Below are 17,251 nucleotides of genomic sequence, written 5' to 3'. Positions count from 1 at the left end.
AAAAACTCATTTAAATCACTTTGCTATTAAGTACAAATTGATTCTTAGAGCGAACCAGATTGCTTGGCAGGAGCTTAAAAATATGGCAGCTTAAAATTGACCGTGCGTAACATGAGTTATTTATTAGGAGTTTCAGCAGATTTATATACTACTGGAGCCTGAGCTTGTTTATCAATGTCTAGCTCTTGCAAGGTAGTGCTATTTGTTGCCCGAGGTAACTCACCTGCTTGAGCAAAGGCGCTGGGGCCAAAAAATAAAACAGTTATAAAAGCACCTAAAATAATTTTCACGTTCATGGTTCACCTATAAGTGGATATAAAATTTAAACCTTATTTTTGCGTTTTGGGAAACGGGGGCATTTTTGGTAATCACCTCACTCTAACCATTTATCCATAGCTTTCTAAACAACTTAAACCCTATTGCCTAGGGGGTATTACTCGTTACTAGGGATTATCCTTGTTTTTATCTACCTTTTGCTCGCTGTTGGGAGTGGTGTGTTGTACTTGCAGAGCCTTATCTATTGAATGGGCATCTAAGGCGCCTGCAGAACCTCCCGCCGAAGCAAAAGCCGATCCAGTAGGGATTAGTGTACTCAACAAGAAAGCAAAAACAACTTGAATTTTCATATAACCTCTAATTATGAAAGGAGTCATTTTTATTATAGTTTAAATTTTCCACACTTTATTGTTATGTATAAATTAAATCTTGTCATAAGCTAATGAGGAGAGGTTTAAGTATCAGAACTTTGGTGGCAATTGTGCCCGATGAGATAAGATTCTCTCGCCCTTAACTCTTGGCAAGGGCACGAGCATTAAAACAGGTCAAATTTTAAGTTAAACTATTGCGCTTTATCTCCTGACTTATCTGACCTTTGCTCAGTACTTTGAGCAGAATCTTGCACTTGGGTTTGTGCTTTATCCAGTGAATTTGCGTCTAATGCACTTGCAGAACCTCCTGCTGAAGCAAAAGCTGAACCTGTGCTCATTAATGCGCTAAATAATAGAGCTGAAGCAACGTGAATTTTCATATAACCTCTAAGCATGGGGCGGAGTCCATTTTATTATAGTTTAATTTTTGAACTTTTATCTTAGGGAATAAGCAAAATTGTAGAATATTTGTTTTGCAGCGGTTGGGCTAAGGTAGGTGCCTATTGTTGCCAGCACCTACATTTAAAGCTTAATTATTACCCCGCACCCCATATTTTTTCCGTAGATAAGCCAACAAGGCAGGGAGGAGCATGACTAGGATGCCGAGGGAAAAGACGCGCTGAAAATGGCTAGCTCCACCGACATCCATCATTTGTTCAGGTGGAATAAAACCCACAATGAGCGTGATCGTGCAGCCAATTAAACCCAGGATGCATACGAGATAATAGCCTAGTTTTCCTCCGGGAATGGCAAAAGGCCTAGTGAGGGTTGGGAATTTCCCCTTAATGCGCCAAGCCGCGATAAACATTAAGACATACATCATAATATAAAGTTCAGTGCTTAAATCGGTAAATAGCCAGTAAATAGCATTCACATTCGGGAATAATAAAAAACCGCTACATAAAACACTTACTACTATCGCTTGAATAATTAAAATGCGTGAGGCTATGCCGTGTTTATTTAAAGCACATAAAGACCTGGGCAAGTAATCATGTTTTGCTGCCATTAATAAGCCTTTAGCAGGAGAGATAATCCAGTTGACCATGCTGCCTAAACTACCAATCAATAATAGGCCCACGAGAACTGGGAGTAGCCAAGGCATGTGATAAGCTTGTAGAAAGTTATCAAAAGCACGCATTACACCGTCGACTAAACTTATTTTATCTTTAGGAAGTACAAAGGCAATCGCTAGAGACCCAAAAATCATCGTAAATAAAATCAGCACTACTGAGCAAAACATGGCTTTTGGGAAATTAGCCTGCGGATTTTTTACATCCCGTACATGTACCGCCGCCAATTCCATTCCCAAAAATGAAGTCATAATGGCGGTTAAAGACACCCAGGATTGGCTGTCATGCCATTGGGGGATTAAATGAGCAGGAGCTAGGCTTATGGCAAGTGGGTTCCCCATAATCAACCAAATGACTGCGAGTAAAATAATAAAACCCATGGGAATAATCATACCCACTACCGCACAAAAGCCAGCAAACCGGGCAGAAGCTCTTAAACCAGACATCCCGATAAAGGTTAATGACCAAAAAGTGATTAGAATCACTGAAATAAGATAATACTTATTTTGGGCTAAGTCTGGATTAATTAAGTAAGCAATTGTTCCGGCAATAAAAGAAAGAATAGTGGGGTACCAAACTAAGGTGTTAATCCATTGCAACCAAATGGCTAAAAAAGCAATACCTTCACCAAAAGCATGTTTTACCCAGCTATAAATTCCTCCTTCTTCCTCTGACCAAGCCGATGATAGCTCAGCTGATACGAGGGCGACAGGAATTAAAAAAACGATGGCGGAGAAAATAAAGAAAAAAATAAGGGTTGACCCAAATAATGCAGTTCCGGGTAAATTACGGATGCTATCAATAGCACCTGTAATAAGGAGAACCAGAGCAAAGACAGAAATTTTTTGCACCGAGCTGTTGTTCATTTATTTGCTAGTCTATAAAAAGTCGTGGATTATACATGATGCATGTTCTTTGAGTGAATATTTTTCGCATTATTTGCCTATTTATTTTTATACCCATCACGACAGGGGGGCGATTTAAACCCAGATTTATCCTGACTTTCCCATTCGGTCGGCGTGAACAAGTGCATACTCAGGGCATGCATCCCGGTATCAAACTCTTCTTGGAGAAGTTTATTAACTAAACGATGTCGATGTACTCGACTAAGCTCGTTAAATTTAGGGCTTGCCATAATAATTTTGTAATGAGTTTGGGCATTTTCCGGGACGTGGTGATTGCTGGATTCATCTTCAACTAAAAGAAAAAGAGGATTAAATTCGTTTAATAAGTGTTCTTGAATGCGTTCTTTGCGGGACATTAGCGGCTCTCATTTCTGCTGATTATGGGGGTACAATTAAAGTATAAAAGATTAGATCTCATTCTCCTAGAATTTTGTCTTGCAGAAATGTGACCATAATGGTGTCATTTGTTTTTATGTTTGTCAAAATGTGACATTAATTGTCAGTTATTGATTTTAAATAGAATTAACTTTAGATTGAAAAGAATATAACTTGTTGATTATAATTAATTTTAATTATTTATAAAGAATAATTAAAAAATTGGCATTTGCTTTGCATGATGACAGATGTATGAAATATTTTGGAGAGGAACATGAGACAAAAGGGTTTTACATTAATTGAATTGATGATCGTGGTCGCGATTGTAGGTATTTTAGCCGCTATTGCGATTCCTGCGTACCAAGATTACACGACGCGTTCTAAGTTATCTGAAGCGCTAGTTATGGCCGAACCGGCTAAAACGGCTGTGGCAGAAACATCAAGTAGTTTAGGTGGCTTAGCCAACGTAACCGCTGCGAATTCCGGCTACGTCTTCCCTGGTGCTACAAAATATGTTACTAACGTTGCCATTACTGATGGTACTGGAGTAGTAACCGTGACTAGTATCGTACCAGGTGCAGCAGGTACAATTACTTTAACTCCACAAGATGTTGGTGCAGGCCAATTAAGATGGGTTTGTACCTCTGGTATTCAAGCTAAATTCTTACCCGCAGCTTGCAGACCTGGTGATGCCCTATAATTTAACCCTACTTTTGAAACCGCCTACGGGCGGTTTTTTATTTCCTAAGTAAGCCATTTATTGGCCGAAATTTAGGACCTAAGTGTTGATGTAAACGATTGATGGGTTGCGGATCCGCAAGGATCCGCCTAAAACCTTACAGCTTTTTATCCACTAACTGGTTTTTCAAACGAACATAATTGGGAATACCCTTGCTATAACTCGGATAGGCTTCACCTTGGATTAGGGGACTTAAATAACGTCGACATGCAGGGGTAATCCCCATCCCATCTTCGGCAATGAAGTCCTTAGGCATGGCTTTTTCTTGATTGGCTACTTCGGCTAAGGCAACATGACTAATGGACCAGCGGTAAGGCTCATCTTGTTCACGTACTATGATAGGCATAATGGCGTTTTGTCCTTTCACTGCATATTCCACTGCAGCTTTTCCTAAAGCGTACGCTTGATCTAAGTCCACTTGCGAGGCAATGTGGCGGGCAGCTCTTTGCAGATAGTCAGCAACAGCCCAATGGTATTTATAACCCAGCTCCTGCTTAATTAATTGGGCAATAACCGGGGCAACGCCACCTAATTGCGCATGGCCAAAGGCATCTTTTAATCCAGCATCACTTAAAAATTGCCCTTCTTTATTACGGATCCCTTCAGAAACGACAATAACGCAATATTCGTTTTGCTCAACACATTTACGAACCTTTGCTAAAAATTTTTCTGGTTCAAAGGCTACTTCGGGTAACAAAATAATATGCGGCGGTTCTTCGCTTGTTTCACTCGCTAAAGCACTGGCTGCTGCAATCCATCCAGCATGACGTCCCATTACCTCTAAAATAAATACTTTAGTTGATGAGGCTGCCATGGACGCCACATCAAATCCTGCTTCTTTGGTTGAAATGGCCACATATTTGGCTACCGAACCAAAGCCTGGACAGGTATCCGTAAAAGGTAAGTCATTATCGATGGTTTTGGGTATGCCAATACAAGTGATGGGATAGCCCATTTTCTCCCCCAATTGCGATATTTTATGCGCTGTATCTTGGGAATCGCCACCGCCGTTATAAAAGAAATAGCCAATATTATGTGCTTTAAACACTTCGATTAAACGCTGGTATTCATCGCCCTCATTTTTTAATTTAAAACGGCAAGAACCAAATGCACCAGAGGGAGTTTGCAACAAAGCGGCAATGTCTGCTTCTGTTTCAAGCGAGGTATCAATTAGCTCCTCGTTTAAAGCCCCAATAATGCCGTTTTTTGCGGCATATACGGTGCCAATCTGTTGGGGATATAATTTAGCCGTTTGAATAACTGCGCAAGCAGAGGCATTAATTACTGCTGTTACGCCGCCCGATTGCGCATAGATGGCATTTTTTACACTCATAGATACTCCGTAATGATTATTTTTTCATTTATTTGGTATTGGGTATTTTAGCTTCAACTAATTTAGCCCTATTCTAACTCTTTTGATATTGATTTTCATATTCATTGATTACTGCATCAATATGTTGAATTAATTCTGCAAAAATGGTTTTTAATTCTTCTGCATGGGTGGCTCTTAAGGCCATTTTTTCTACTTGGATGACTTTCTTTTGTAAAAATGGAACTCCACAAAAGCAGCAAGCACCGTGGAGTTTATGGGCTAAATCACCTAAAGCCTTCACCTTTTTTTTATGCATTAATTCAAGGAATTCTTGGCGATTTTTATATAATTCCTCCACAAATTTAGCTAAAAACTCCTCCGCTAAAGCTTGGTTACCAGAAACTTTTTGTACGCATAACTCCCAATCTATGGCCGAGTGTTGGGCTTTATCTGCGATCCTTAAAATGTGCGTGAGTAGTTGTTTTTCGTCTATGGGTTTTTGTAAACAAAAATCAATACCTGATTTTTTTATATCAATACTACTTAAATCACTACTATTGGCACTGATTAAAACAATAGGTGAATGTTTATTGAGCAAGGAGTGTTGGCGGATCATTCGGGCTGCTTCCAAGCCATTTAATTTGGGCATATGCAGATCAAGCAAAATAATATTAAATTTTTTATCATTACAGGCATTCACCGCCATTTCACCATCATCTACAGCACTGACTTGCGCTTGATCTTTAAGTAGGGAGTTTAAAAGCATTTTATTAACGGGATTGTCTTCAGCAATCAGTAGCTCAGGATGGAGAAAACGCAATTGTTCCCGCAAACTACGCAATTCATGCTGCGGTGTTTTTTCCGCTTGCTCCTGGTTAGTTAAGGATTCAATCATATCTTGCAATTTTTGAATACTGATCGGTTTGTATAAAAAGCCTTGGGCACCTATAGCAGTGTAATCATGGATAGGCCACTTAGAAATTAACACATAAGGAAGATGATTATTATTGCTAATTAACTCTTTAACTTGCTGTTCACAGCCTTGATTGACGTTGATAAATGCTATTTTACAATCTTTATTTTCTTGTAAAGTATTAGCAATTTTGTTAAAGGCATTAACCGAAACGCATTCAATTCCCCAATACCCGAGTCCATTACATAAGGCCTCTAAATGAAGGGGATTTTCATCAAAGCAAATAATTTTTAAATGGCCAAAGCGATGGGTTTGATGTTTTTCAACTTCATAGGCGGTCAATTTTTCTACTTTAATACGGGCAGTAAAGGTTGAACCCTTATTTAATTCACTGGTTAGACTAATTTTCCCCTGCATTTCTTCACAGAGTTTTTTACAGATGACTAGCCCTAAACCGGAGCCACCATAGCGGCGAGTGATACTGGTGTCGGCTTGATTAAAGGCGGTGAATAATTTATTTTGATCTTCAGGTGAAATCCCAATCCCTGTATCAGTAATCGTAATCTGCAAGGTGTAGTCTTTATCTGTTTCTTGCTCTATTTTGGTTCGGATGCACACATAACCATGGTCAGTAAATTTCACCGCATTAGTAATAAGATTGCTTAGAATTTGTTTGATGCGGAAGGGGTCACCTAAAACGGTTTTCGGTACATTAACTTGGGTGATAGGAATTAAGTCAATACCCTTCTTATGGGCATTAGGACTGGCCAAAGCTAAAACTTCATCAATACAAGCCCTCATGTCCAAAGGAATACAATCTAGATGTAGCTTTCCTGCATCTATCTTAGAAAAGTCTAAAATATCATTAATAATGGCCAATAAATCTTGCGCTGATGATTTAATTGTTTTTACATAATCTAATTGCAAAGCGTCTAATTTTGATTCTAATAACACATTAGTAAAACCAATAACGCCATTCATGGGGGTGCGGATTTCATGGCTCATATTGGCAATGAATTCGGATTTTTGCCGGCTTTTTTCTTCCGTCTTTTTCTTATCCAATGATAATTCAATATTTTTTTCTTCTAGGAGCTCTAGGCTTTGCTGTAAATCATGAGTAGCCTCCTCAATGTGCTGAGAAAGATCATTGATGGTATCTAAATATTTCTTTTGCAGATGAGCACAACCGCGCTCGATAATCCCTAATTCACCTTTACTACTAACTTTTATTTCCGTTTCAAATTCATTTCTTAGAATTTGCTTCATGCTGCGGCGCATGCGGGATATAGGTAAATAAATTTGTTTAGATAGAAAATAATGGATAGTTAAACCCATTAATAAACCGAATAAAGTAATAAAAATGGTAATAATCAGCATTTGATAACGCTTGATTAGAGTGGATTGGGTATCAACATCTATTGATAACCAGCCTAAAATATCATCACCCTGGAGTGCTGCTGGACTGGGGATATATTTAAACGGTGTATTAGAGTACAAATCAAATTTAGGAATAGTGATTGGAGCAATAAAATTAATCAGGGTGGAGCTGATTTGTTTAGTTTCAATAAAATCACCAGTATACCCGGGTGGGTTAAAAGGTTTATGAATGGAGTGTTTCCCCCCATTGTAGGCTAATAAATGGCCTTGGGCGTCATAAAAGGCTAAAGCTTGAACTTCGGGGTTCACAATAGAGGCATTAATTAAGCTTTGTAATGCGCGCTCATCATTACGCAACATCGCAAATTGGGCAGCAGGGATTAATTGCCTTATAAAGGCTTCTCCCATATGTGTCATGTGTTGTTGTAAATCTTTGCCAAATTGACCATTGTAAAAAAATGCAAAGAGTAGGGCGACTAAGAAGGTTGGAATAAGGGTGGTAATGCGTAACTGATATTTAATACCAATATTTTTCAAGCTAGCTCCTGAATTCAATGCATGACTTCATGCAAAAGAAGTCTAATGAATCTTTGCGTTGCAGGCAAAGTGGGCTATTATAGCCCGATTATTTTATTCCTTACAATGGACACTTTTTTATGACAGTAAGAACTCGATTTGCCCCCAGCCCCACTGGTTTCCTGCATGTAGGTGGAGTACGTACAGCTTTATTTTCTTGGCTATATGCCAAGCGGCATAAGGGGCAATTTGTTTTGCGGATCGAGGACACTGACCAAGAGCGTTCAACGCAAGAGTCTGTTCAAGCTATTTTAGATGGAATGGCTTGGTTAGGTTTAGATTGTGATGAAGGTCCTTATTATCAGACAGATCGCTATGAGCGCTATAACCAAGTTGCCCAACAGTTTTTAGACGAAGGAAAGGCCTATCGTTGCGAATGCAGTAAGGAGCGTTTAGAGGCTTTGCGCGAAGCCCAGTTGGCTGCTAAAGAAAAACCACGCTATGATGGCCATTGTCGTGCTAAGAATTTACCGCTCACTGACAAGCCCTATGTCATCCGTTTTAAAAACCCAGACACGGGGATTGTATCTTTTCAGGATGAGGTTTATGGAGAAATCCATATCGATAACAATGAATTGGATGACCTAATTTTAGTGCGTTCAGATGGGCATCCAACCTATAATTTTGCGGTAGTTATTGATGATTTAGACATGAATATTACCCACGTGATTCGGGGTGATGATCATATTAACAATACGCCAAGGCAAATTAATTTATTTAAAGCTCTAAATGCACCAATCCCTACTTTTGCTCATTTACCCATGATTTTAGGGGATGATGGTAAGCGCTTGTCAAAACGACATGGTGCAGTCAGTGTGTTACAGTTTAAAGAATTAGGCGTTTTACCCCATGCTTTATTGAATTATTTAGTGCGTTTGGGTTGGTCCCATGGTGATCAAGAAATTTTTAGTGTGGCGGAAATGATTGAACATTTTGATCTGAAAAATGTTAGCCGGGGGGTCTCAAGTTTTAATTATGATAAATTGTATTGGTTAAACCAGCATTATCAAAAAAGTGATGCACCTGAACTAGTTGCTAAAGCTTTGGAATGGCATTTTCAGCAAGCAGGAATTGATTTAAGTAAAGGGCCTTCCTTAACCGATTTAGTTCAAGTGCAAGCCGAACGTTGTAAGTCTTTAGTAGAATTATGCCAAATGAGCTTATATTTTTATAAAGATCAGATTGAATACGATGACGAGGCTGTAAAAAAACATTTACGTCCCGTTGTATTAGAACCTTTAACTGCCCTCTATGAGCGTTTAAAAACAAGTGAAAACTGGCAAGCTGATAACATCCAAGAGTATATTAATGAAGTATGTGTACAATTTGACCTTAATATGGGAAAAATTGCCCAGCCCCTACGTGTCGCTGTAACGGGAGCAGGGATGTCGCCCTCAATTGACGCAACCCTCGCTTTGTTGGGGCAGGAGAAAACCTTAAATCGACTGGAAGTGGCGTTAGAGAAAATTAAAGTTCGTGCTGCTAATGCCTGAACTTTTGTTGTCAACACTGCCTTTGCACCTAAAGTAAAATAGTCTCACGAGTCGGAAACTGCGGTTATTTTTACTAAGGCGTGCAAAGGATCAACTGGATTGGATATTGAGCACACCACCAAGGCACTTGTGCTCATTGTTATTAAAAGGAGCTTAATAGATGAAAAAAAATATATGTTTATTACTCGGTGCTGTCAATTTACTCCTATCTACATCTGTTTTTTCTAATGAACCGCTTGATAGCCAATTACAAGAAATAGTGGATAATTATTTAGAAAAATATGCCTCCCAAGAGCAATTTACTGCTATTGGCGCTTCTGTACTCATTCCACATGATAAGCAGCTGGATCTTAAAGATATAAAAAATTTTAGTGCTGGAACCATTGGTAAAGCTCCTTTTTTACGAAAGGTTACCGCAAATGATTTGTATGATATTGGCAGTATTACTAAATCCTTTGTGACCGTCTTGATACTGCAGTTACACACCCAACAAAAATTGTCTATCGATGATCCTCTGGGTAAATGGTTGCCACAATATGCCCAATGGTCGAAGGTCACTATAAGACAACTTTTAAATATGACAAGTGGCATTCCCAATTATTCAGCCGATCCTGCTTTTGAAAAACGGATGGAAGAAAATTTAAATTATTTTTGGACTGATGAAGAATTATTAACTTATGCCCACCCTGAAAAACCGATAAAGATAAACGAAAAGAATTTATTTAATTACTCCAATTCAAATTATATTCTTGCAGCAATGATTATAGAAAAAGTAACTAAGGACAGCTTCGCTCATCAAGTCGAACAATTATTTAAACAAGGAAATTTAAAAAATAGCTTTTATCTAGCAGGTCCCCAAGGTAAAGAAATTAAAAATCAAATTGCAACTCGCTTAACCCATGGCTATTTTTACGATGAAAGCAGTAAAAAATTAATAGATACCTTTAATGGCAATTTATCTTGGGCTGCTGCAGCCGGTGCTATAGTAGCTAATACTGAGGATGTGGCGCATTGGGTACAATTACTTTATCGCGGCAGTTTAATTGAGGCGCGTTACCGAGAAGATGCTCTGGCTGATATGGAAACTATAGTTTCCATGAAAACTGGTCGCCCTATCCCTACAGTGAGTGAGGAAGACCCTACCGGTTTTGGATTAGGGGTAGGCGCTTATTATGATAAAGCATCAAAACAAAAATTTTGGGTTTATCAAGGCAGTACCTTAGGTTTTCGGTTTATGTATTTTTGGAACCCTTGTAATGATATTACTACAGTGGTGGCTTTGAATAGTAAAGCCGGCGAGGGCGATCCGGACTCTAAATTGGGAAATCATATTGTCCAAGCTAATCTTGATTTATATCAAGCGGTTATAAAGAACCATAGTGAATTACAATGTCAGCTATAATTAAGCAATTACGTTTATTTGACGCTAAGGATGAATGATGACTGCCTATTTGTTTCCGGGTCAAGGCTCACAAAAATTGGGAATGGGGGCAGAGTTGTTTCCTCTCTTCCCGGAGTTGGTTGAAAAAGCGGAGCAAATTTTAGGCTACTCCCTGGTCGACTTATGTTTACATGATTCTCACAAGCAGTTGAATAATACAGCTTTTACCCAACCCGCTTTATATGTGGTAAATGCGCTGAGTTATTTAAAAAAAATCAATGAAGCAGAAGGGAAAAAACCAGATTATTTTTTAGGCCATAGCCTGGGGGAATATAATGCTCTCTGGGCTGCAGGAGTCTTTGATTTTGAAACAGGCTTGATCCTAGTTCAAAAAAGAGGCCAGTTAATGAGCCAAGCAGTTAATGGTTGTATGGCTGCGGTAATTGGATTGAGCAGTAATCAAGTAGCTTCAATCCTGGCAAACAATAATCTAAGTGAGCTCGCCATTGCTAATTACAACTCTTATTTACAACAGGTAATCTCTGGACCGTCTGCAGCAATTAGTAAGGCAAAAGAGTATTTTATTAATGCAGGCGCTAAACTATATTTGCTTTTGGCTGTAACGGGCGCTTTTCATTCCTCGCTAATGGAAGCAGCTCGTCTTGAGTTTACTGAGTTCTTAGCACCTTATCATTTTTCTGCCCCGGAGTTGCCGGTAATTGCTAATTTAAACGCTCAACCTTATCAAGCCGCGGAAATTCACCAAACTCTAGCTTTACAAATTGACCATCCTGTTCAATGGTTACAATCCATTCGCTATTTAGTAAGGCTTAGTGAAGACGATTTCCAAGAGGTTGGTCCTGGTAAAGTGTTAACTAATTTAATTGTCCGCATTAATGATGGGCAGTAAGCTTATTCTTGCCAGTGAGCTTTATTTACAGTGTTTTTGATTGAGTGTACCTTCTCCTATTTTGATGGTAATATATGCTCATTTCGGCCTCATTTGATGCATTATGCCTATTTCCCTAAATCTTGATGATAGTCAGTTTTTTATTGCTATTGCTAAAAAGCAGGCCCATTCTTTTGTAATGCTAGGAAGTTATAAAGACAATAAAGTGCAGCAGCTTTTGTGTAGGGTGGGTAAATTTTTTGATTTAGGAGAAAGTGATAATAGCTTAGGTGAAGCCTGTTCAGTATTTGGGGCTTTAACAGGGGCTGCTTTTTCTTCAACGGCTGCGAAAATAAAAGATGAAGGCATCACTAGAAAACAGCGAGGTCACCAGGCGATTACCTATCAAGCCTATGATATAAGTTTTAGGCAGTATGTAGAGTTTATCCAAATGTTGGAGACACTACAGGAACCAAAAAATAGTTTTCACTGTTATAAGCCTGTGAGCCAACGCAATAATTCAATATTATTAGAAAGCACAAAGGATAAGCTATTTAAAACACGACCTTTGTCAGGACCCTTGTTTTCTGCTGTTAATCATTTGTCGATAAACAACAATTGTCGCCATGGGGCAATTAAGCTAGTCGAAGAAGTTCTGCATCACCCGATTTCATCCATGGTTTCCACGCATTTCTTTAGTAATCTACCCTATAAGACCTTTTTGGACTTTGGAGTTCCAAGCCGGGACCTTCCTTTTTATGTGTTACCCCCTCCGCCCAATACTTATACCTCTGTAAAAAAAGAAAAAAGACAGGTCTTAGAGCGTCTTTATGAGCGAATGGAGCACATGCTATTACTAGAGCCTAGTTCGGACGACACTCAAAAAAAATTTAGCTGTGTCAAAGATTTTTATAATCAACAGGTTGCAGCGGAAGTGCAAGAGCCTTCTATAGAGCGCTTGTTAGTTAATATTCGAATTTGGAAAAAAGAACACTATCAAGTATTAAATACCTTAAGAAAAACTTATTTTTGGGATGAGTTTATTACCCGTAAATCAGCAACCTTAACCATCATTGAAGAAATTGAAGAGGATTTACTAGCTAGTGAATCATCAGCTGACTTACAAAAAAATAGCTATTGCGCCAGCACTTTTTTTGGGTAAACAAGCTTACCTAACTTGAGCTTTATTGTGGGAGAAAAACCTTGATTGATAGAACTACTTTTACCGGTGGATTGAACTTAAATTTTTTCGCAGAGGCAGAATTTGAATCTATAGCGACTGTGCCTTATGAGAATCAACCCCTTATTGTGGCACGTAATGCTCTGCGGTTTTTAATGATGGGCTGGTCTAGCTCATGGACCGAGCTGATTTCCTGGCCTATTTTTAAGGCCATTTATATTCAACGCGATCCTACCTTGGTTCGAGCCATGCGTTTAGCCTTTCAACAAGGTTTTGAGCACTTATTCAATTATTTAAGTCCATTAGAATTGAATGAGCAGCAGAAAGAGCAGGTTCAATTGTATTTAAGTAATTGCATTAACCTCCTTCCTTATTCTGATCTGACCCCTTACGAATCAATCAAAATCCCTCAACTCATTGGGAATAAATGGGAGCTAATTGATTATTATGTAACGCCGATTGAACTGACTTCGCAAGAAGGTATTAACGGTTATTTCATTAAAGATCACGATCGTGTTTTTGCCTATGGTTTACAAGCGATTAACAATGAGCGCGCCCAGACACATCTAATTTTTATGGGAACGACCTATCCTGCAGGACAGGGTTTCGTCCCCCAGGTCGATAGTGATCTTAGAGCTTTTGATAGTGTTGGAAACAGTTTGTATCAAAGCGGTAGAGAAAAAATTTTACAATGGTTAGCTGAACAAAAACAAAAAATTCATGTTTGTGGTGTCAGTTTAGGTGGCGCTTTGAGTCTATTATTTGCTTTGGATCAAGGGGAGCATATTGATAGGGTTGATGCGCTTAATCCACCCGGATTAGCAGAAAATTGGGGAGAAAACCCCTATGATCGTTGGGATAGTTTAACCAACAAGCCCCAAGTAGTTATTCAACAACAAGCCGATGATCCCGTTTCTATCTTTGGCGAATGGAAAAATGATTGGCAAATCATCCAAGTTACACCTCCTAAAGATAAAAAAGGGCCTAACGCTTTTTGTGATCACTTTCTTAATTATGCCGGTTTTGCTGAAACCACCTTTTCTTATGTATCTGCTGAAGAAGAAAATAAGAAAAGAAAATACCGTAATTTATTTATTTTTTCTTTAGGAAGAGGAGCCTTATACTATAGTGCAATATGGCCCTATAATTTTTTATTACGTCCTTCGATTTATTTCCTTTATGAGCAGTCTTTAAAGAGAAACTTTCTTTCAGCCCTTGGTATTAGCATAGGAATTGTTTTACTTTTAACTGCCTTAAGCCTTCCGCCACTCTATATAGCCGTCAGTTCTTTATTAGCGGGGGTATTGAGCTATAATTTTATTTTACCGTGGTTCTTTACGAGTAACGTTACCAGTAATAAGGACGACAAGGCTAAAAAAGCAGGCTTTGCACATTTGCATGACCCACGCTTGCCCAGAAATCCAGAGTTAGATATCTATAATCCAGATAATGCTATTGAGCAAGAAGTCAGTTATGGCGATTTGAATACTTACTACCGCGTCATGCGATGTTTGGTGAAGAATAAAGATTTTTCTCCCGTTGAGGATAAACCCTATAAACACCATACAGCGCTTTCTAAAAAAGCGGTGTTACAACACAGTGAAGACCCTGAGTTTAAAAATAATCTCATTCCTTTACATCTTTCTAAAGCCAAGGCTATCACTATAAAACGTACTCTGGCTTTAGTGGATAAACTAGGTCTGGATAACTCGAGTGAATTAAAAAAGGAAGTTGAACAAGAATACCAGCGCTATTGTTTAGGTAAATAAGACTTTATGCTTCTCTTCAGATTAGCTACAATATTTGTTTATTGTCGAGTTAGTCTAGCTCAACTAAATGATGGTTTAAAGGTATTCAATATTTAAGAGTTGGCTGTGCATCATTATCAAGATTTAATTACGCTATTTAACCACTGCTTTGCGGAAGAGTATAATACTCGATTGCTAAAAGGGGATGATGAACCTATTTATCTACCTGCGAATGAAGAGCGTCCTTATCATGCCCTTTTTTTTGCTCATGGTTTTTTTAGTAGTGCCTTACACGAATGTTCACATTGGTTGATTGCCGGTACACATCGTCGGACTCTAGAGGACTTCGGTTATTGGTATGTCCCAGATGGACGTAATTCCGAACAGCAAGCTTTATTTCAACAAGTAGAGGTAAAACCACAGGCCATCGAGTGGATCCTATCTGTTGCTGCAGGTCATAAATTTCGCGTGAGTATTGATAATCTCAATGGAGATGAGGCTGATACTGTAGCCTTTAAAAAAGCTGTTTACCGACAAGTAGTTCATCATTGTGAACATGGTTTAACAAATCGAACCGCGCGTTTTCGTCGGGCATTATGTCAGTTTTATCAAACCTCCTTGGAGTTAAAAGCGGAACAATTCGATGTTAATCTTCTTTAAGTTTTAATATTACCTTAATCTTTGCACTATATAATTTTCATTTTTTTTATTGCGTCCCTATGAAAGAGTTAAGTGCTATTTTAACTAAAGATCCTGATTTTATTCACGACCTAATGGCAGAAATTAAACAGCAGTTTAAGTGGTTAATGCCTTTTGGTGCATCGAATTTAAACAGTTTTAATGAGATCTATTTTGCGCTAGATGAGAAAGATATAAAAAAATTACACTTTCCTCCTTCTCTTAGCTTATTTGAGCGGGCTAAGCTTATTGCACGGCATGAATTATCTTACCTGTCCGAGCCTCCGCATGTTGAGGTATTTATTAAAGGTACAGGGGGCTGCTCCCATTTAAATTTTTTTGCTTTAATGGTTCTGGCCAAAAAATATAATTTTGTCGCTCGTTTAGAAAATATCCATTCTGATGAAACTCATACCTACGTTGTCCTAAGCGATGCTCATCACAAAGAATATATCTTGGATATATGGTCAGAATCCGCCTTAGCCTATGATAATAGCTTGGAATGGAATGAGGTTATGCCCGCCCAATATTCTAGAAAAGCAGGAGCCACAGTATCGGTTGACTCGTATTGGACTGCTAGTTACTTACGGACTTTATGGTCTCAATTAGAAACCTCTACCGTCTTAGAGCAAAAGAGAAGCTACTATGATTCGGTAATGTTTCGAGCTATAAAAAGTAGGGGACCGGGTTTCTTTCCCCCGCCAAGTAATATGAATCAAGAGCAAACAGTACCGATGAATATTACCAGAGGTACAGCACCGGCAGGATAAAGCAATGAGTAAATCTAGGAGATGCCATGTAGGTGGATTTAATACACTACATGGCAGAGGTTATTTTTTAATAGCACTAACCTTAAACTTAACCGTTACGTCATCTTTAATCTCATCGGTACTCGCCCATTCCCCTTGGCCAACGCCAAAAGCGCTGCGTTTAATGACGGTGCTGCCTTCAACCATTCCTTTATTTTCACTAGGAAAGGATGCGGTAAAAGTTAATAGGACTGGTACTGTTTTATCGCGGATAGTTAAATTGCCTTTTGCTTGATAAGCATTATCGCCTGTCTTAGTGAAATCAGTTGATTTAAACTCTGCTTTAGGGAACATTTTTACATTAAACCAATCCGGAGTAAGCAACGTTGTTTTCACTTCTCCATAGGAGGCATTGAGGGAGTTCATATCAATTATGATATCAATACTGCTATTTTTTAAATCATTGACATCGACTTTTAAATCTGCAGTAAAACTTTTAAATTCTCCGCTAATAGGCGAATCATTTTGGGTAGCTGTAAAGCCTAGTTGGCTTTCTGAGGGTATCATTTCCCATTGCGCGGGCGTGGCGTAAAGTTGGCTTGTCAGCAAAGCCAATGATAAATAGGGTATTTTTTTTAATCTCATGAGATCATTCTCCTTAAAATATCGTCCTTATCAATAAAATGATGTTTTAATGCTGCTAGAGTATGAACAGAAATAATTGCAATTAAGCCATAAGCCAACCATTCATGAACGAAGGCAAACCATTCTCGTAGTTCATCATTAGGAGCCACTAAATTGGGTAGGGTAAATAAGCCAAAAAAAGAGGGGGCTAAACCTGCTGCTGAACTCATTAACCAACCAGAAATGGGCATTGCCAGCATTAAGATATATAAGGCTAAATGAGCAAGGCGCGCTGCAATAAGTTCAAGTTTTGGTATATTTAAACTGGGGGTTTTATTACTAAGACGCCAAATAATCCGTAAAATAGCTAATATTAAAACCAAAATACCAAATGCTTTATGCAAACCGTATAATTTAAGTTTTTGAATTCCAATGGGTAAATCAGTCATATATAGGCCTACTGCTAGTAGACCTATTATTAACTCATGTTACGCACATAAACTTGTAGTTTGACTAAAAAGCATTAGAATTCCGCCCTTAATTTTAGGGAGGGAATTAAATGGATATGCTTGATCTTTATAGTGATTATTTGATT

At 38.5% G+C, this 17,251-nt stretch carries 17 protein-coding genes; 8 read left to right on the top strand and 9 right to left on the bottom strand.

The genetic code is table 11. The annotated features are described in order from the left end of the window. Positions 1 to 116 precede the first annotated feature (116 nt). From ELY15_RS07470 to ELY15_RS07450, 5 genes are all read right to left on the bottom strand, one after another. A complete protein-coding gene (locus ELY15_RS07470; RefSeq protein ID WP_127099039.1) occupies positions 117 to 296 on the bottom strand; it encodes a hypothetical protein in 180 nt (59 codons plus the stop codon). 147 nt (positions 297 to 443) lie between these two features. After that, a complete protein-coding gene (locus tag ELY15_RS07465; RefSeq protein ID WP_127099038.1) occupies positions 444 to 626 on the bottom strand; it encodes a hypothetical protein in 183 nt (60 codons plus the stop codon). A gap of 212 nt (positions 627 to 838) precedes the next feature. Further along, positions 839 to 1,027, bottom strand: coding sequence for a hypothetical protein (locus ELY15_RS07460; RefSeq protein ID WP_127099037.1), 189 nt, complete (start codon positions 1,025 to 1,027; stop codon positions 839 to 841). Positions 1,028 to 1,176: 149 nt separating this feature from the next. Then, on the bottom strand, positions 1,177 to 2,583 hold the full coding sequence (locus ELY15_RS07455) for an APC family permease (protein ID WP_127099036.1): 1,407 nt from the start codon (positions 2,581 to 2,583) through the stop codon (positions 1,177 to 1,179). Positions 2,584 to 2,660: 77 nt separating this feature from the next. Then, the gene (locus tag ELY15_RS07450) at positions 2,661 to 2,978 is read right to left on the bottom strand and encodes a BolA family transcriptional regulator (protein WP_127099035.1); all 318 of its coding nucleotides are present in this window, start codon (positions 2,976 to 2,978) and stop codon (positions 2,661 to 2,663) included. 293 nt (positions 2,979 to 3,271) lie between these two features. On the opposite strand from ELY15_RS07450, the gene ELY15_RS07445 reads away from it, so the two are divergent. After that, entirely contained in the window at positions 3,272 to 3,697 is a 426-nt protein-coding gene (locus ELY15_RS07445; protein WP_127099034.1) for a pilin, read from the top strand. A 136-nt stretch (positions 3,698 to 3,833) separates the two neighbouring features. Here the strand turns inward: ELY15_RS07445 and ELY15_RS07440 are convergent, their stop codons facing one another. Together ELY15_RS07440 and letS are read right to left on the bottom strand one after the other, a co-directional pair. Then, on the bottom strand, positions 3,834 to 5,069 hold the full coding sequence (locus ELY15_RS07440) for a 6-phosphofructokinase (RefSeq protein ID WP_127099033.1): 1,236 nt from the start codon (positions 5,067 to 5,069) through the stop codon (positions 3,834 to 3,836). 73 nt (positions 5,070 to 5,142) lie between these two features. Continuing rightward, a complete protein-coding gene (gene letS / locus ELY15_RS07435; protein ID WP_127099032.1) occupies positions 5,143 to 7,875 on the bottom strand; it encodes a two-component system sensor histidine kinase LetS in 2,733 nt (910 codons plus the stop codon). A gap of 119 nt (positions 7,876 to 7,994) precedes the next feature. Here letS and gltX point away from each other — a divergent pair, with 119 nt between their 5' ends. The 7 genes from gltX to ELY15_RS07400 all read left to right on the top strand — a co-directional run bounded on the left by gltX (position 7,995) and on the right by ELY15_RS07400 (position 16,053). After that, on the top strand, positions 7,995 to 9,407 hold the full coding sequence (gene gltX / locus ELY15_RS07430; protein ID WP_127099031.1) for a glutamate--tRNA ligase: 1,413 nt from the start codon (positions 7,995 to 7,997) through the stop codon (positions 9,405 to 9,407). Between the two features lie 160 nt (positions 9,408 to 9,567). Further along, positions 9,568 to 10,809 (top strand): serine hydrolase, encoded by a 1,242-nt coding sequence (locus ELY15_RS07425; protein ID WP_127099030.1) that lies wholly within the window; start codon positions 9,568 to 9,570, stop codon positions 10,807 to 10,809. Positions 10,810 to 10,843: 34 nt separating this feature from the next. After that, entirely contained in the window at positions 10,844 to 11,698 is an 855-nt protein-coding gene (gene fabD / locus ELY15_RS07420; RefSeq protein WP_127099029.1) for an ACP S-malonyltransferase, read from the top strand. A gap of 103 nt (positions 11,699 to 11,801) precedes the next feature. After that, the gene (locus ELY15_RS07415; RefSeq protein ID WP_127099028.1) at positions 11,802 to 12,839 is read left to right on the top strand and encodes a hypothetical protein; all 1,038 of its coding nucleotides are present in this window, start codon (positions 11,802 to 11,804) and stop codon (positions 12,837 to 12,839) included. A 41-nt stretch (positions 12,840 to 12,880) separates the two neighbouring features. Next, complete coding sequence (locus ELY15_RS07410; protein WP_127099027.1) at positions 12,881 to 14,626, top strand: hypothetical protein; 1,746 nt, start codon at positions 12,881 to 12,883, stop codon at positions 14,624 to 14,626. 105 nt (positions 14,627 to 14,731) lie between these two features. Beyond that, positions 14,732 to 15,265, top strand: a complete 534-nt coding sequence (locus ELY15_RS07405) for an elongation factor P hydroxylase (RefSeq protein ID WP_127099026.1) — start codon at positions 14,732 to 14,734, stop codon at positions 15,263 to 15,265. A 59-nt stretch (positions 15,266 to 15,324) separates the two neighbouring features. Beyond that, complete coding sequence (locus ELY15_RS07400) at positions 15,325 to 16,053, top strand: hypothetical protein (protein WP_127099025.1); 729 nt, start codon at positions 15,325 to 15,327, stop codon at positions 16,051 to 16,053. Between the two features lie 60 nt (positions 16,054 to 16,113). Here ELY15_RS07400 and ELY15_RS07395 read toward each other — a convergent pair whose 3' ends face one another. Both ELY15_RS07395 and ELY15_RS07390 read right to left on the bottom strand, forming a co-directional pair. Next, positions 16,114 to 16,677, bottom strand: coding sequence for a YceI family protein (locus ELY15_RS07395; protein WP_127099024.1), 564 nt, complete (start codon positions 16,675 to 16,677; stop codon positions 16,114 to 16,116). Then, positions 16,674 to 17,105, bottom strand: coding sequence for a cytochrome b (locus ELY15_RS07390; RefSeq protein WP_127099023.1), 432 nt, complete (start codon positions 17,103 to 17,105; stop codon positions 16,674 to 16,676). Before ELY15_RS07390 ends, ELY15_RS07395 begins: the two co-directional genes overlap by 4 nt. Between the last annotated feature and the right edge of the window lie 146 nt (positions 17,106 to 17,251).

The sequence above is a fragment of the Legionella sp. km772 genome (assembly GCF_003989735.1).
GTDB lineage: Bacteria > Pseudomonadota > Gammaproteobacteria > Legionellales > Legionellaceae > Legionella.
Note: the sequence above shows the minus strand (reverse complement) of the source record. Positions and strands in the feature narration are given on the sequence as shown.

Excerpts from the sequence above, each read along its gene's own strand:
- ELY15_RS07400 (WP_127099025.1), top strand. The coding sequence starts at position 15,325 with ATGAAAGAGTTAAGTGCTATTTTAACTAAAGATCCTGATTTTATTCAC.
- ELY15_RS07450 (WP_127099035.1), bottom strand. The coding sequence starts at position 2,978 with ATGTCCCGCAAAGAACGCATTCAAGAACACTTATTAAACGAATTTAAT.
- gltX (WP_127099031.1), top strand. The coding sequence starts at position 7,995 with ATGACAGTAAGAACTCGATTTGCCCCCAGCCCCACTGGTTTCCTGCAT.
- ELY15_RS07455 (WP_127099036.1), bottom strand. The coding sequence starts at position 2,583 with ATGAACAACAGCTCGGTGCAAAAAATTTCTGTCTTTGCTCTGGTTCTC.
- ELY15_RS07390 (WP_127099023.1), bottom strand. The coding sequence starts at position 17,105 with ATGACTGATTTACCCATTGGAATTCAAAAACTTAAATTATACGGTTTG.
- ELY15_RS07425 (WP_127099030.1), top strand. The coding sequence starts at position 9,568 with ATGAAAAAAAATATATGTTTATTACTCGGTGCTGTCAATTTACTCCTA.
- fabD (WP_127099029.1), top strand. The coding sequence starts at position 10,844 with ATGATGACTGCCTATTTGTTTCCGGGTCAAGGCTCACAAAAATTGGGA.
- ELY15_RS07395 (WP_127099024.1), bottom strand. The coding sequence starts at position 16,677 with ATGAGATTAAAAAAAATACCCTATTTATCATTGGCTTTGCTGACAAGC.
- ELY15_RS07440 (WP_127099033.1), bottom strand. The coding sequence starts at position 5,069 with ATGAGTGTAAAAAATGCCATCTATGCGCAATCGGGCGGCGTAACAGCA.
- ELY15_RS07415 (WP_127099028.1), top strand. The coding sequence starts at position 11,802 with ATGCCTATTTCCCTAAATCTTGATGATAGTCAGTTTTTTATTGCTATT.
- ELY15_RS07465 (WP_127099038.1), bottom strand. The coding sequence starts at position 626 with ATGAAAATTCAAGTTGTTTTTGCTTTCTTGTTGAGTACACTAATCCCT.
- ELY15_RS07470 (WP_127099039.1), bottom strand. The coding sequence starts at position 296 with ATGAACGTGAAAATTATTTTAGGTGCTTTTATAACTGTTTTATTTTTT.
- ELY15_RS07445 (WP_127099034.1), top strand. The coding sequence starts at position 3,272 with ATGAGACAAAAGGGTTTTACATTAATTGAATTGATGATCGTGGTCGCG.
- ELY15_RS07460 (WP_127099037.1), bottom strand. The coding sequence starts at position 1,027 with ATGAAAATTCACGTTGCTTCAGCTCTATTATTTAGCGCATTAATGAGC.